Annotated in this window: 13 protein-coding genes; 5 read left to right on the top strand and 8 right to left on the bottom strand. The window is 43.7% G+C overall.

Translation table 11 applies throughout. From position 1 onward, the window contains the following. Nucleotides 1–235: 235 nt before the first annotated feature. Nucleotides 236–2353: a 4Fe-4S dicluster domain-containing protein gene (locus AC6CIB_RS18535; RefSeq protein WP_459226982.1), complete on the bottom strand. Its 2118-nt coding sequence runs from the start codon at nt 2351–2353 to the stop codon at nt 236–238. 354 nt (nt 2354–2707) lie between these two features. On the opposite strand from AC6CIB_RS18535, the gene cls reads away from it, so the two are divergent. Genes cls through AC6CIB_RS18520 form a run of 3 tightly spaced genes read left to right on the top strand, consistent with a single transcriptional unit; the run spans nt 2708 to nt 5003 of the window. Beyond that, nucleotides 2708–3862 (top strand): cardiolipin synthase, encoded by a 1155-nt coding sequence (cls, locus tag AC6CIB_RS18530; RefSeq protein ID WP_498283152.1) that lies wholly within the window; start codon nt 2708–2710, stop codon nt 3860–3862. 11 nt (nt 3863–3873) lie between these two features. Beyond that, nucleotides 3874–4827 (top strand): UV DNA damage repair endonuclease UvsE, encoded by a 954-nt coding sequence (uvsE, locus tag AC6CIB_RS18525; protein ID WP_498283150.1) that lies wholly within the window; start codon nt 3874–3876, stop codon nt 4825–4827. Nucleotides 4828–4847: 20 nt separating this feature from the next. Then, a complete protein-coding gene (locus AC6CIB_RS18520; RefSeq protein ID WP_498283148.1) occupies nt 4848–5003 on the top strand; it encodes a hypothetical protein in 156 nt (51 codons plus the stop codon). Here the strand turns inward: AC6CIB_RS18520 and AC6CIB_RS18515 are convergent. From AC6CIB_RS18515 to speE, 5 genes are all read right to left on the bottom strand, one after another. After that, a complete protein-coding gene (locus tag AC6CIB_RS18515; protein ID WP_148970668.1) occupies nt 4996–5175 on the bottom strand; it encodes a XapX domain-containing protein in 180 nt (59 codons plus the stop codon). The genes AC6CIB_RS18520 and AC6CIB_RS18515 overlap by 8 nt on opposite strands. 104 nt (nt 5176–5279) lie before the next feature. Then, complete coding sequence (gene argS / locus AC6CIB_RS18510) at nt 5280–6950, bottom strand: arginine--tRNA ligase (RefSeq protein ID WP_498283146.1); 1671 nt, start codon at nt 6948–6950, stop codon at nt 5280–5282. Nucleotides 6951–6954: 4 nt separating this feature from the next. Then, nucleotides 6955–7392, bottom strand: coding sequence for a YwiB family protein (locus tag AC6CIB_RS18505; protein ID WP_498283144.1), 438 nt, complete (start codon nt 7390–7392; stop codon nt 6955–6957). Nucleotides 7393–7600: 208 nt separating this feature from the next. Then, nucleotides 7601–8473, bottom strand: coding sequence for an agmatinase (gene speB, locus AC6CIB_RS18500; protein ID WP_498283142.1), 873 nt, complete (start codon nt 8471–8473; stop codon nt 7601–7603). A 123-nt stretch (nt 8474–8596) separates the two neighbouring features. Beyond that, a complete protein-coding gene (speE, locus tag AC6CIB_RS18495) occupies nt 8597–9427 on the bottom strand; it encodes a spermidine synthase (RefSeq protein ID WP_148996313.1) in 831 nt (276 codons plus the stop codon). A gap of 663 nt (nt 9428–10090) precedes the next feature. Between speE and AC6CIB_RS18490 the strand changes: the two genes are divergently transcribed. Then, nucleotides 10091–12157: a transglycosylase domain-containing protein gene (locus tag AC6CIB_RS18490; RefSeq protein WP_498283501.1), complete on the top strand. Its 2067-nt coding sequence runs from the start codon at nt 10091–10093 to the stop codon at nt 12155–12157. 579 nt (nt 12158–12736) lie between these two features. On the opposite strand, the gene AC6CIB_RS18485 is transcribed toward AC6CIB_RS18490, so the two are convergent. Continuing rightward, nucleotides 12737–13240 carry a YwhD family protein gene (locus tag AC6CIB_RS18485; RefSeq protein ID WP_498283140.1) on the bottom strand — a complete coding sequence of 168 codons (504 nt, stop codon included), beginning with the start codon at nt 13238–13240 and terminating at the stop codon, nt 12737–12739. A 28-nt stretch (nt 13241–13268) separates the two neighbouring features. Further along, the gene (locus AC6CIB_RS18480; RefSeq protein WP_149154984.1) at nt 13269–13874 is read right to left on the bottom strand and encodes a site-2 protease family protein; all 606 of its coding nucleotides are present in this window, start codon (nt 13872–13874) and stop codon (nt 13269–13271) included. 291 nt (nt 13875–14165) lie between these two features. Between AC6CIB_RS18480 and thmT the strand changes: the two genes are divergently transcribed. Further along, entirely contained in the window at nt 14166–14351 is a 186-nt protein-coding gene (gene thmT, locus AC6CIB_RS18475) for a 2-hydroxymuconate tautomerase (protein ID WP_498283138.1), read from the top strand. Nucleotides 14352–14504 lie beyond the last annotated feature (153 nt).

Below are 14504 nucleotides of genomic sequence, written 5' to 3'. Positions count from 1 at the left end.
GGTGCTCGACTCCTGCGGGAATAGCGGGACAGGTGAGACCCCGCAGGAGCGCAGCGACGAGGAGGCTCACCGCCCGCCCCGCGGAAAGCGAGCATCCTGCAGCGGAAATCAACTACTACTTTCTCTATCAACATTACCAAGAGAGCTTTGTAAAAAGAATATTATCCGTTTAATAATGAAAGATCCGCTTCTCGGTAGTTGAACATCAAGGAGTGAAACAAAAGAAAACAGCCTTTTACGAAGCAGCAGGCTGATCTTTTTGATCGCCACATACCGCTTTTTCAAGGATTTCTGCCACATCCTGAGTAGAGACGGTTTCTTCTACTTCCTTCGCTTTTGTTCCATCAGATAGCATCGTTAAGCAGTATGGACAACCCGAGCTGATGACCGATGGGCTGACCTCAAGTGCCTGCTCTGTACGGGAAACGTTTACGCGGTGACCTGCGTCTTCTTCCATCCACATGAGTCCTCCACCTGCTCCACAGCACATGCCTTTTTCACGGTTACGTTCCATTTCAACCAATTTCACGCCGGAGATTGATTTCAGGATTTCCCGTGGTGGATCGTATACTTCATTGTAACGTCCCAGGTAACAGGAATCGTGGAAGGTGATCGTTTCATTCACTTCGTATTTCGGTTTCAGACGCCCTTCTTTTACCAGGTCATATAGAAGTTCCGTATGATGATACACTTCCGCTTCCAAACCGAAGTCTGGATACTCATTCTTAAAAATGTTATACGCATGCGGATCGATTGTAATTATTTTCTTGATTTCATTCTTTTCGAATTCGGCGATGTTTTGACCTGCAAGCTCCTGGAATAGGAACTCATTACCCAGTCGACGTGGTGTATCACCGGAGTTCTTCTCTTTGTTACCTAAGATTGCGAATTTCACGCCTGCTTCATTCAGCAACTTGGCAAAGGATAACGCAATTTTTTGGCTGCGGTTATCGAATGAACCCATGGATCCAACCCAGAATAAGTATTCGAAGTCTTCTCCTGCTTTTTTCATTTCTTTCACCGTAGGAATATGAACGTCTTCTCTCGCTTCACGCCAGTTTTCACGTTCTTTACGGTTAAGGCCCCAAGGATTTCCTTGGCGTTCGATGTTTTGCATGGCGCGTTGTGCATCTGCGTCCATCTTTCCTTCTGTCAGAACCAAGTAACGGCGAAGATCGATGATTTTATCCACGTGCTCGTTCATAACCGGACATTGGTCTTCACAGTTACGGCACGTCGTACATGCCCAGATTTCTTCTTCTGTGATGACGTCTCCGATCAGGCTTGGACTGTACGCTGCACCAGCAGCCGCTTCTTCCGCTGCTTGAGTGGCACTCGCCATCGCCAGCTGATTCCCTTTAGTGCCATTGAATGCAAAAGTCGGCACCCATGGCTTTTTCTGCGTAACGACTGCACCGTGATTCGTCAGGTTATCACGCAGTTTCACGATTAAATCCATTGGGGAAAGCATTTTCCCTGTTCCTGTAGCAGGACACATATTCGTACAACGACCACATTCCACGCATGCGTAGAAGTCGATCATTTGATGTTGCGTGAACTCCTCAATCTTCCCTACTCCGAAGCTTTCGGCTGACTCATCTTCAAAATCGATGGGCTTCAGCTTTCCAGGGTTGTCTAATCGATTAAAGTAGACATTCGCAGGACCTGCGATTAAGTGAGCGTGCTTGGATTGTGGAACATATACCAAGAATGCCAGTAAGAATAGTAAATGGATCCACCAGGCTACATAGAAAATGACGATGGAAGCTGTTTCTCCAATGGCTCCAAGTGCTCCTGCAATGAGTGATGCTACAGGCTCTGTCCACGCAAGCTCTTCACCGTGCCAGATAAGGCCCATCCCGTTCCCTACAAGAACGGACAGCATTAATCCACCGATGAACAGTAGAACCAAGCCTGACTTAAATCCTCTTTTTAAACGGACCAACTTCTCCACATAGCGGCGATGGAAGGCCCAGACAACCGCTACCAGGATCATGAGCGTGACAAGCTCCTGGAAGAACGTGAATCCAGGATATAACGGTCCCAGTGGTAAGTGACTTCCCGGGGCAAGTCCTTTCCAGATGAAATCGATGGCTCCAAATTGGACTAAAATGAAGCCGTAGAAGAACATGACATGGATCGCTCCACTCTTCTTATCCTTCAAGAGCTTCTTTTGTCCGAAGACATTGACCACGATCTTCTGGAATCGTTCCTTGAATCGCTGGTCGAACTCCACTTTCTTTCCGAGCTTAATATATTCAATTCTCGTCTTTACTACATACACAAACAGACTAAGTGCATAAATGGTCACAAGAATAAATGCAACCCAATTGAGAATGAGTAACCCATTCATAGACAAACACTCCCCCTTCTTTGGTTCGATTGAACTTCCCCTTTGTTCAAACTTTTACAAACCAAATTAATATTCTGAATAGTTCATATATCCATTATATTATGAATGAGCATTCAGTCAATGGTTTTTACTAAGAAAAATGAAAACCTTTACATGAATAGCCATTCATTCTTCGGAAATAACCAGGACTTTTTGTACCCCTATAGGTTTCAATATGAATCATTTAAGGTAAAAGAAGAAAGAGTGCAAAGTGCGAAAGATTTCAGGACATACTAAAGTCAATGCAGATGAGAGAGTGATTATATGTGGTGGTTCATCCTACTTTTCATAATAGTTGTCGTAATAGGATGGTTAATGATCGACTTTAAGCTGGGAAGAAGTCGTTTCATCCGGACACGGACAAGAAGAGATTATGAAAAACGAAACAGCAATATTGAATTATTTTCCAGAGGCCCCGAGCTTTTTGATCAAATGTTTAAAGAAATGAAAGAAGCCAAGTCTTCCATTCATGTTTTATTCTATATCGTACAAGATGACCATTTTGCTTTACGGTTTTTGGAATTACTGAAGGATAAAGCAAAAGAAGGCGTAGAGGTCCGCCTGTTAATGGATCAGATCGGGAGTTATAAGGTACCTAAATCAAAAGTGAGAATGCTTCGTGACGTTGGTGTGGAAGTGGCCTTCTGCGAAAAGGTGCGTCTCCCCTTCCTATTCTTCTCATCTCAACAGCGCAATCACCGGAAGATCACGGTGATTGATGGGGTGTTTGGATATCTGGGCGGTTATAACGTCGGGAAAGAATATATTGATGAAAATGACAAACCCGAGCTTTCTCCTTGGAGGGATTACCACCTTCATATAGAAGGTGAAGGTGTTCACGACTTACAAAAAGAATTTTGCATCGATTGGTTCAGAGGGACGAAAAAGAATCTGAAAGACAAAACGAAATACTTTCCTCCAGCTAAAAAAGGAAGCATTGCACATCAGATTTTCCCGACAGAAGGGGTGAATATAGAGGATTTTTTTAAGAAATTCATCGATGAAGCCAAGGAGGAGATCATTATTGGGACCCCTTACTTCATCCCTACTCCCACTTTAATGGATGCCCTTTGTGACGCACTGGGACGTGGAGTCACTGTAAAAATCATCACTCCCAACAATGCTGACCATATGTTAGTGAAGGAAGCTGCCTTTCCATATTTCAGAATTCTGCTTTCTAAAGGGGCAAAGGTGTATCAATTTATGAACGGATTTTACCATGCAAAGGTAATGATTGTAGACGATCATTTCTGTGATTTAGGTACGGCCAATTTTGATAAAAGAAGTTTCTTTATCAATCTTGAAATTAACAACCTTATTTTCGACAAAGAATTTATTCACACATTGAAAAAAGAAATGGCAAAGGATATGGAGGCATCCGACATGCTGAGTGAAAGTGACCTTGCTTCTGTTTCCATTCTCACCCGTTTAAAGGAACGCGTCGCTTCATCCATTTCAATCTTACTTTAGGAGGATACCACATGAAAGTCAGACTGGGGTTCGTTGCTAATTCCCTCTCCTTATGGGACGCGAGCCCTGCCAAAACCATGACCTACAAACGATATTCTGATCTTCCGAAAGAGGAACGAATGGATCGTTTGAAGGAAGTAACAAGATTAAACCTGGAACATACGAAACGCATACTGTATCTGTGTGCAGCTCACGAAATTGAACTGTACCGACTATCAAGCTCACTTGTTCCTTTAGCTACTCATCCGGAAGTCGAGTGGGACTTTCATACTCCTTTCAAAAAAGAATGGAAAGAGCTTGGGGATCTAATCAAGAAGTTTGGGATCAGGGCAAGCTTTCACCCCAATCAATTCACTTTATTCACTAGTCCCAGACAGCATGTAACGGACAACGCCGTAAAGGATATGGTTTATCATTACCGCATGCTTGAGTATATGGGGCTTGAGGAAAGCTCTGTCATTAACATTCATATTGGTGGAAGTTATGGTGATAAGGAAGAAACATTGGGACGCTTTCATGAGAATTTGAAAGCCCTCCCGTCTGATGTGAAAGAGATCATGACCCTGGAGAACGACGACAAAACCTATACGGTTGAAGAAACATTAGCCGTATGTCAAAAGGAAAGCATCCCCATGGTTCTCGACATTCATCATCATGAGGGTAACCCTAGCGAGAAGCCTTTGGTGGATTATATTGAAGCGATTTTTGCCACATGGGAAAAAAGGGATCTGGTTCCCAAAATACATATTTCCTCGCCGAAATCGGAAAAAGCATTCCGCTCTCACGCTGATTTGGTCGATGCAGGCTTCGTAGAGGGATTTTTCAAAACACTCAAGACGTTTGATCAGGACGTTGACTTTATGATTGAAGCAAAGCATAAGGATTTGGCCATGCTTAAGCTGATAGAGGACCTCTCGACGATTAGGGGAGTGAAGCGGATTAGTGGTGGGGCTTTGGAATGGTAATGATAGAGATGAACACTTAGTTGTTCGTCTTTTTTTGTCTGAAATTTCTTCATGGTGAGATCGGTGAATTTCATAGCTTTGTGTTCGATGGTCCTTTATTCCATGAACCGGTCCCATTTAAAATAGATGGAAGCTACCGTAAATGGGATCGTTTTTCATATGTACATATCATTTAAAGACTGATTCAATCCAAGGCTGAATGGCTGTAAATGCTTTAAATCCTAGGTAAATGCCTACAATTCCGGCAATCCCGGCCAAAGCAGGCGGTGCCGGAATGGGAAGCTTGAATAAAGCAAAAATAAATCCAACCAAGAAACCGGTCACAATCGCTAAAATAACTGTTTTCATAACATCCTCCTGAACAATATGTCTACTTTTATTATACGTCAAAGCTGGAGAAATATAAGAAAAAAGGTCCACCCCGAGGGACGGACCTTCTTCATCTATCGTCATTACATTTTTTCTGGAGCGGCAACTCCGATTAATGCAAGAGCGTTTTGTAATGTTACTCGAACCACTTTTACAAGAGCCAGACGAGCTGTTGTGAGTTCACGGTTTTCTTCATCAAGAACCTTATTGGCATTGTAGAAGCTGTGGAAAGCTGATGCCAGGTCGTTAATGTAGTTCGCGACACGGTGAGGTGTACGTTTCTCCGCAGCATCGGCAACCATTTGTGGGAATTCACCTAATTTTTTCAGTAAATCCACTTCTTTTTCCGTTCCGATCAGCTTTAGGTCGATCAAATCTTCTGAAGCGAGACCCTGCTCCTCTGCTTGACGAAGAATACTGCAAATACGCGCATGGGCATATTGAGCGTAATACACAGGGTTTTCGTTCGACTGAGACACAGCCAGGTCTAAGTCAAAGTCCATATGCGTATCAGCACTTCTCATAGCAAAGAAATAACGGACTGCATCCAGGCCGACTTCTTCTACAAGCTCACGTAAAGTGACTGCTTTACCTGTACGCTTACTCATCTTCATCTTCTCACCATTTTTATAAAGGTGAACCAGTTGAATTACTTCTACTTCTAATTTCTCACGCTCAAAACCAAGTGCTTCAATCGCCGCTTTCATACGAGGTATGTATCCGTGGTGGTCAGCACCCCAAATATTGATCAGCACATCGTGTCCACGTTCGAATTTATCCTGGTGATAAGAAATATCTGGAGTCAAGTACGTGTAAGTTCCATCATTCTTGATGAGAACACGGTCTTTGTCATCCCCAAGTTCAGTGGAACGGAACCAGGTCGCGCCGTCTTCTTCATAAACGTGACCATTGTCTTTTAATGTTTTTAACGCAGCATCAATTTTACCATTTTCGTATAGGGATGTTTCAGAGTACCACACGTTGAATGGCACACGGAACATTTCCAGGTCCTTTTGCAGCTTCGCCATTTCGATCTTCAATCCGTACTCACGGAAGAACTTGTAGCGCTCTTCGTCACTTACTTCAGCATATTTCGAACCGAATTCTTCCGCTAGTTTCTTCCCGATTCCAATGATGTCCGCGCCATGATATCCATCTTCAGGCATCGCTTTGTCTTCTCCAAGAGCTTGGAAATAACGGGCCTCCACTGAAATAGCCAGGTTATGGATTTGGTTTCCTGCATCATTGATGTAGTATTCACGCGTTACTTTATAGCCGGCTTTTTCAAGAACGTTACATAGGGAATCACCTACAGCCGCTCCACGGGCATGACCAAGGTGAAGGTCACCTGTTGGGTTGGCTGATACAAACTCCACGTTCACTCTCTCGCCATTCCCCGCGTTTGATTGACCATATTCCTGGTCTTGATCAAGAATCAATGGGACCAAATCGGTCAGGTATTCATTGTTCATGTAGAAGTTAATGAATCCAGGTCCTGCGATCTCCATTTTTTCAATTGATGCCTTGGACTGGTCGAAGTTCGCCATAATGCCCTCTGCAATCATGCGCGGCGCTTTTTTCGCCACGCGTGCAAGCTGCATCGCCATATTGGTAGAGTAGTCACCATGGGACTTTTCTTTCGGGATTTCTAAGATTACATCAGGAATCTGATCCTCTGTTGCCAAGTTTGCTTTCAGAACCGCTGCTTTGATTTCGGATTTTAGGTTTTCTTGTACTTTTTCGACAATATTCATGCGCCTATGCTTCCTCCTTATAGTGAATGGACATAACATAATCCCCTACTGGTCTGTCTTGCATCTTTAACTCGTAAGAAAGGTTGAAATCCCCTTCAAGTTTGGAGTCACTTTGTGTATGTGAAAGTTTCTTTGTTTTGGTTGTAAGTAAGAGAGTACCCATCTGGCTTTCATAAGAACCATTTTGTTCTTCCCGTTCGTTAAAGGCCATTCTCATTTTCACTGCACCGCTTCTGAGAATGAGAGCTTGTTGATCCGAGACTTTAACAATCGTGTGGGTGGTTCCTTCCTCTTGCACCTCATCGTACTTCAGGAAAACGGCATCTCCTTTTTCATAGTATCGACCAAATGATACCAGTTCAAAAGAGTCACTTTCCTCTCCTATTGTGATTTTGGTTTTCAAGTGAACTTTGACAGGGGTGTAATCTGTTTTTGCCGTCAAACCACTCACATCCTTTTCTATTTTAGGGTCCGATCAAGTGTTAGGTCCGTCCCTCTTTTAGACGTCCCTTCCTTCTAACTAATTAAGTATAAGAAGTATTGTGGGAAAATGCAATGGAACACGATGAGTTTTCATTATTGGGAGTTGATGTAAGCGGATTTATGGTAAAAGAAAAGCCACTTCTAGTAAACAGAAGTGGCTTTGTTGTTTATTTTACCCATCCTAGAAGCATTTCGCGAATCAGCTTACTTGCTGTATTGGCTGTTTGCTCTGATGGATCATAGATTGGAGCAACTTCTACAAGGTCTGCACCTACTACATTTACGTCAGAGTGAGCAATCGCATGGATCGATGCCAGTAATTCTTTAGACGTAATCCCGCCGCAATCCACGGTTCCTGTACCAGGAGCGTGGGCAGGGTCCAGCACGTCAATATCAATCGTTACATATACAGGACGTCCTGCAAGCTGAGGAAGAATTTCCTTCAACGGCTCCAGCACTTCAAATTTTGAAATGTGCATGCCGTTTTCTTTCGCCCATTGGAATTCTTCTTTCATCCCGGAACGGATTCCGAATGAATAGACATTCTCTGGTCCGATATGCTCAGCGATTTTGCGGATTGGAGTGGAATGAGATAATGTCTCTCCTTCATACTCTTCACGAAGATCTGTGTGAGCATCCATATGAATGATCGCAAGGTCCGGGTATTTCTTAGCGACTGCTTTCATGACTGGCCATGAGACCAAGTGCTCTCCACCCATTCCAAATGGGATTTTTCCGTCTCCAAGAAGACCATCGATATAATCTTCAATCATATCAATGCTTCGCTGCGGGTTACCGAATGGCAATGGAATATCCCCGGCATCAAAGAATTTCACTTCTTCAAGCTCGCGGTCTAAATAGGCACTGTACTCTTCCAAACCGATCGAAACTTCACGAATACGAGCCGGGCCAAAACGGGAACCGGGACGGTAACTTACCGTCCAATCCATAGGCATACCGTAAAGAACGACCTGGCTATCCTCATACGAAGGGTGACTCTTAATAAACACATTACCTGAATAAGCCTCATCAAAACGCATAATCTTCAACCTCTCTTTTTAGAGGGACGGACCTCTAGGAGGTGCATAGCACCTCCTGAGGTCCGTCCCTATTGAATTTGAACTATTTTCATTGAATTTTGAGGTCCGTCCCTCAAAATCACCTTATTTCGTGAGGTCTTTAACGAATTTAGGCAGGGCGAATGCTGCTTTGTGCAATTCTGGTGTGTAGTATTTTGTTTCGATATCATGGAAACGGTCTTCTGGCACTTCGATTGGATCGTGTTTTTTCGAACCGATTGTGAATGCCCATAATCCGCTTGGATATGTCGGGATATTCGCTGTGTACAGACGGGTGATCGGGAAGATTTCCTTTACATCGCTTTGTACCTGGCGAATTAGATCTGCTTTGAACCAAGGGTTATCACACTGTGCGACAAAAATTCCGTCTTCTTTCAAGGCTTTGGAGATTCCTGCATAGAAACCTTTTGTGAATAGGTTTACAGCTGGCCCGACCGGCTCAGTTGAGTCGACCATGATCACGTCATATTCATTTTCACTTTTCGCGATATGCATGAAGCCATCGTCCACTTGTACGTCAACGCGCTCGTTTTCCAGTTCTCCAGCAATCTCCGGAAGATACTTCTTAGAGTACTCGATCACTTTACCGTCGATTTCAACAAGAACCGCTTTTTTCACGCTTGGATGCTTTAACACTTCACGGATGACACCACCATCTCCGCCACCGACAACCAATACCTTCTCAGGATTAGGGTGTGTGAATAAAGGAACGTGGGCCACCATTTCGTGATATACGAATTCATCTTTTTGACTTGTCATCACCATTCCATCAAGGAACAGCATGTTACCCCACTCTTCTGTCTCTGCCATTTCAAGATATTGAAAATCCGTTTGCTCTGTATGTAAAGTTTTCTTGATTTTCATCGTAATTCCGAAGTTTTCTGTTTGTTTCTCTGTGTACCAAAGTCCACTCATTGTTTCAACTTCCCTTCTTGTTTTTATTTTTAGCTGTTTTCATAAAACTTTGTTGATAAGAGAGTAGTGGTTGATTTCCGCTCCAGGATGCTCGCTTTCCGCGGGCGGGCGGTGAGCCTCCTAGTCGTTGCGCTCCTGCGGGGTCTCCACCTGCTACGGCGGCTATTCCCGCAGGAGTCGAGCACCTGCAGCGAGAATCAACTTCATGTCTACCATTGGCACTTAAAGAAGCTATTTCAAAAACAACAATCTTTTAGAAGAGCCTTAATTTTTATCGATTTTTCCACAACTTCCGTTCCCAGCTCTAAAAATCATATACCACTAGTTTGAGTTTTCACACGTTCATTTCAGGACAAAATAGATCACTCAGTTATGCTAAAGCCTGTAATGACGGGCTTTGCTCCTATTTATAAAAACGTCCGCAACAGACGTCATTGTTATCCTTCCCTATCATGATAAATACAAACATGAGAAAAAGTATAGTGGAATCTAGCAAAATTTCAAGTGAAATTTTTTCTAACCCTTTGACGTTTAAAAACTCGTAAAACTTTTCATACTGATACTATACGCTAAACATAATATAGGATGTTTACTATTGTCCAATACAAACTAAGGTCCGTCTCTCAAACATGCGGACCTCGGGAGGAGAAAGTGGGGAGAGGTATGGAACTGATGGCTCGAATGGAGAAAACAAAAAAATATGCCAGAGTGGCAGTCGTTGCATGTTTATTGGTTACGGTCCTCATTCTTGTTGGGCTGATCGGAATTTTAACATACGCTAAAATCCAGGGACCCCCTCCTCTTGCCGTGCCTCAATCCACTTTGCTCTACGGTGAGGACGATTCGGTTATAGGGGAAACGAATACAGGAGAGAAACGTTATTGGGTTAGCCTGAAAGAAATCTCCCCTGCGCTCATCGAAGCCACCATCTCCATTGAAGACAAAAGCTTCTATCAGCACTATGGTTTCGATATTAAACGTATGGCGGGAGCAGCAGTTGCCGACTTGAAAGCCATGGCCAAGGTGCAAGGGGCCAGTACCATTTCCCAGCAGTATGCTCGTAATCTATTTTTATCCCATGACAAGACATGGAAAAGAAAGATTTCAGAAGCCTTGTATACGATTCGTATCGAGATGAACTATTCGAAGAAAGAAATTCTGGAAGGCTATTTAAATACCATTTATTATGGCCACGGAGCCTACGGGGTCCAGGCAGCAAGTCTTTACTATTTTGGTAAGGATGCCAACCAATTGACCGTTGCAGAAGCTTCTATGATTGCCGGAATTCCGAAAGCACCGACTTACTATTCACCCGTCGCCAATATGGAGAATGCCAAGAAGCGCCAGGAGCTTATCCTTCAGTCCATGACCGAGGACGGCTACATTACAAAAGAACAACAGGCAGTTTCAAAGGTAGCTCCCCTTACCATTACAGGCGAGCATGCACACCATAAGGCAGAAACGGCTCCTTATTTTCAAGACGTTGTGAAAAGCATTCTGCGCTCTGACTTAGGCATCGAAGAGCGAACCATTGAGATGGGTGGACTAAAGGTATACACAACCCTTCATCCCGACCATCAAAAAGTCGCAGAAAAAGTCATGAAGGAACAAATCCCTGATGAGTCTGATATTCAACTGGGCTTTGTATCGATGAACCCAAAGAACGGTCATGTAACAGCGCTTGTCGGAGGAAGAAGCTATAAGGAAAGCCCGTTTAATCGTGCGGTTCAGGCCATTCGTCAGCCGGGATCCACGATTAAGCCGCTCCTGTACTATTCTGCCCTGGAGCAAGGCTTCACCCCGTCAACGACGATGAAAAGTGAGTTAACATCATTCACATTTGATGATGACAAAGCGAAATACACACCTCATAACTACAACAACAAATATGCAGGGGATGACATCACCCTCGCTCAGGCCATTGCTCTTTCCGATAACGTATACGCAGTGAAAACCCACCTTTTCATTGGGCAGGATACCTTAACGAAAACAGCACAAGACACATTCGGATTAACGACAAAGGTGAAAAAGTATCCATCCTCTGCACTCGGTACATCAGGGGCAAGAGTCATCGACATGGTCAACGCCTACAATATTTTTGCCAACGGAGGCTATAAGGTGAAACCGGTATTCATTACCCGTGTGGAAGACTGGTCCGGTAATGTCATTTATGAAAACAAATCCGAAAAAGAACAAGTTTTGGACCCTGATCAGGCGTATGTCATGACCCATATGCTGAGTGGTATATTTGATCCAAAGCTCAATGATTACTCAACCGTAACGGGAATTCAGATCCGGAAAGACGCCACTCGTCCCTATGCCGGAAAATCAGGTACCACCAACACAGATAACTGGATGATTGGCTACTCACCTCAGCTCACAGCAGGGGTGTGGACAGGATATGACAAAGAAAAAGAAATCTCCCTGGTCGACGATAAATATTTAGCCAAGAAACTCTGGGTGAATTTCATGGAGGAAGCGCTGAAGGATGAACCCGTCAAAAACTTCAAACCGACGAAAGGCGTCGTCGGCGTAGCCGTGAACCCCCATAATGGGAAACTGGCCACAGAAGACTGTCCCGTGCAGCGCTTCACGTACTTTGTAAAAGGAACCGAACCAACTGAATACTGCCATGACCACCTGGGTGAAAATGAAGTACCAAAAGAAAAGGCGCCAGCAAAAAAAGAAGAAAAGCCATGGTATGAAAAAGTGAAGGATTGGATTTTTTAGCAGAAAAGCGGAGGCGGCTGGTCAGAGGCGACAAGCATAAGGTAAACCTACCGGAAAGGCACCCTTTGCCTTTTTGGTAGGTTTAACTTATGACCTCGAGCCTCTAGCCGCCGGAGCTGGACAAATAGAAAAGCGGAAGGGCTTTGCCCAGAGGCGACAAGCATAAGACGAACCTGCTGGAAAGGCGGATTTTGCCTTTTTGGCAGGTTTGACTTATGACCTCGAGCCTCTAAGCCCTGCAGCTGGACATCTCGAAAAGCGGAGGCGGCTGGGTCAGTCAGAAAAGTCGGTGTTCACAATTTGGCGCAACAAAGTTCAAAAGTGGCACAAGTTTATTCGAAAGTGCCGCAACAAACCCAAAAGTGCCGCAACAAATCCAATTCAAGCTCCCAAATCACGTTAAATTTCTATAAAAAAACGAAAAACCACGGGTTTGTGCGAACCCGTGGTTTTTCATGTCCTAGTTTATGTGCAAACTGTGATTTAAGTGTACTTTTTTTCAAGCATAAGGGCAAGATGTGAACGACATATTCAAAAAAATGTCATAGTTTGTTCACAAAAGAAGTTTTTTCTATGTTTTTAAACTTTTAACGCTTCCTTTAATTCGTCTTTTGAGCGTTCCCACATACCCTCATCATGTTTCTTCAGGAAGTCCGTGAGAATCCCTTTAGACTTGTCGTCCAGTTGATCGAGGACAATTTTACGTTTAATCGATTTATCCATATTATTCACATGCTCCGGCATGGACTTATATCCTCTTCGCTTCTCACGGTTCACGACCAGCTCACAAGCGGTTACGCCTGCATAGTACGGTCCATTTTCCATACGGTCGATGGTCACCCAGATCAACCAGTAAGGCTTTCCGCCTGCTGAGTCCTCACGGTTATTCGTGAATTTAATCCCTTTTTCGATCGGGCTCCTGGCATGCATCGCTCCGATTTCAATTGTCGCTTCCCCTTCTTCGACATCAATCATCACTGGGGAAACATTATCAAGACTTAAAGAGCCTACACCATAGCCACCGTGGCCATCAGTAGGATCACTTTTGATGATATTAAATCCAATGTTCTTTTTCTTTTCCATGTATCTTCACTCCTTCTCGTCGACATTCCTAGCTAAAAACTGAAAAAACAGTTGTAAAAATGGCACTGAAAGCCTGGTTTGTCGCTGTCATTCCACCTTGTAACAGTGGCCAAATCGTATATTCATCAAGGGGTGTAATCACGATGATCAGAAATAATACGACTCCATACTGCTCATACTGAGTCAGTTTTGCCCTGATATGATTCGGGGACAGGTCCTCTATGATCCGGTACCCATCCAGCGGGGGGAACGGCAGCAGATTAAACACAAATAACAACACATTCAGATACACAATCATCTGCAGGAGATCGATGACAAAGGGTGGAACCCCGACTCCACCTGTTACACCTACAAAAAAATAAAAAAATCCAAATGCAATAAATGCAAGTAAGAAATTACTCAATGGACCTGCCACTGAAACTAATACCCCTGCCAAACGGGGATTTTTAAATCTGGATCTCATGACCGGCACAGGTCGCGCCCAGCCAAACCCCGCAATTAAGATTAAAATGGTTCCAAGAGGATCCAGATGTTGAATCGGATTTAATGTGAGTCTTCCTTGATCCTTCGCTGTCGTATCCCCGAATTTGTATGCCACAAACGCATGGGCAAACTCATGAACCGTAAAGGCCATGACTAAGGCAATCACCACAAACGGAAGCTCTTCCAGCCGAAAGACGGAAATGGACTCAAAAAGAGTGCTAAATGTATCCAAAGTATGTACTCCTTTAAAAAAATGTTTTACTTTCTTATTCAATAGTATACAGAAAAATTCCTGCCTTCATGACCACTCTATAGAACAATTCCTGTTTCAAACCATAACAAACTTGCTCTAACATCCCCTACCCATTACATTTATAATGGAGGCAGAATGAACAAGCCTACCACAGATTGTACCAAAACAAAAAGCAAGGAGCGAATCATAATGCCTTATATCACAGTGAAAATGCTCGAAGGCCGTTCAGAAGAACAAAAACGCGCCCTAGTCGAAAGAGTAACCGAAGCCGTAAGCGAAACAACCGGAGCACCTGAAGAAAAAATCGTTGTCTTCATTGAAGAAATGACGAAAGGTCACTATGCAATCGGTGGTAAGAGACTCAGTGATCAATAAGAATTAAGGATAATAAGCCTGCCAACAGACCGATTTGTCTACAGGCAGGCTCAAATCGTATTCTATACGAAGGAGCGATCATATGAAATTCTTCAAATCCATGTCAGATAAAGAACAGACCAACTCAGAACAAAAGCATCGTCTTGGGATTCT

It is taken from the genome of Rossellomorea sp. GQ25 (genome assembly GCF_059758515.1).
The sequence above is the reverse complement of the archived record's forward strand: the minus strand, read 5'-3'. Positions and strand labels throughout refer to the sequence as shown.